1 protein-coding gene is annotated in these 491 nt (G+C 65.2%); it reads right to left on the bottom strand.

Going from position 1 to position 491, the window contains the following annotated elements; all coding sequences use genetic code 11:
* A partial coding sequence (locus tag AC1DDG_RS21730) for an inositol-3-phosphate synthase (RefSeq protein WP_476877706.1) occupies window positions 1–491 on the bottom strand: 491 nt, incomplete at both ends.

The following is a 491-nucleotide window of genomic DNA, read 5'->3' as shown; positions in this document are numbered from 1 at the left end:
GCAGCCAGTTCGGCCTCGACGTTCGAGGTGACGGCCTGGGTCTTGGAGATCTTCTTGGACTCGAGGCGGTCGCGCTCCAGCATGTTCTTGAAGTCCATGTTGCCGCCGACATTGAGCTGGTACGTGCGGTCCAGCGTGACGCCGCGGTCTTCGAAGAGCTTGGCCATGACGCGGTGCGTGATGGTCGCGCCGATCTGGCTCTTGATGTCATCGCCCACGATCGGAACGCCGGCGGCGGTGAACTTGTCCGCCCATTCCTTGGTGCCGGCGAGGAACACGGGAAGGGCGTTGACGAAGCCCACGCCGGCGTCGATGGCGCACTGTGCGTAGAATTCCGCGGCTTCCTGCGATCCGACGGGCAGGTAGCAGACCATGACGTCAGCCTTGGCGTCCTTGAGGGCCTGGACCACGTCGACCGGCTCGGCCGGGGACTGCTCGATGGTCTCGAGGTAGTACTTGCCGAGGCCGTCCAGGGTGTGGCCGCGCTGCAC

The organism is Arthrobacter sp. 10L430 (genome assembly GCF_056395245.1).
This window is presented reverse-complemented; position numbering and strand designations above follow the sequence as displayed.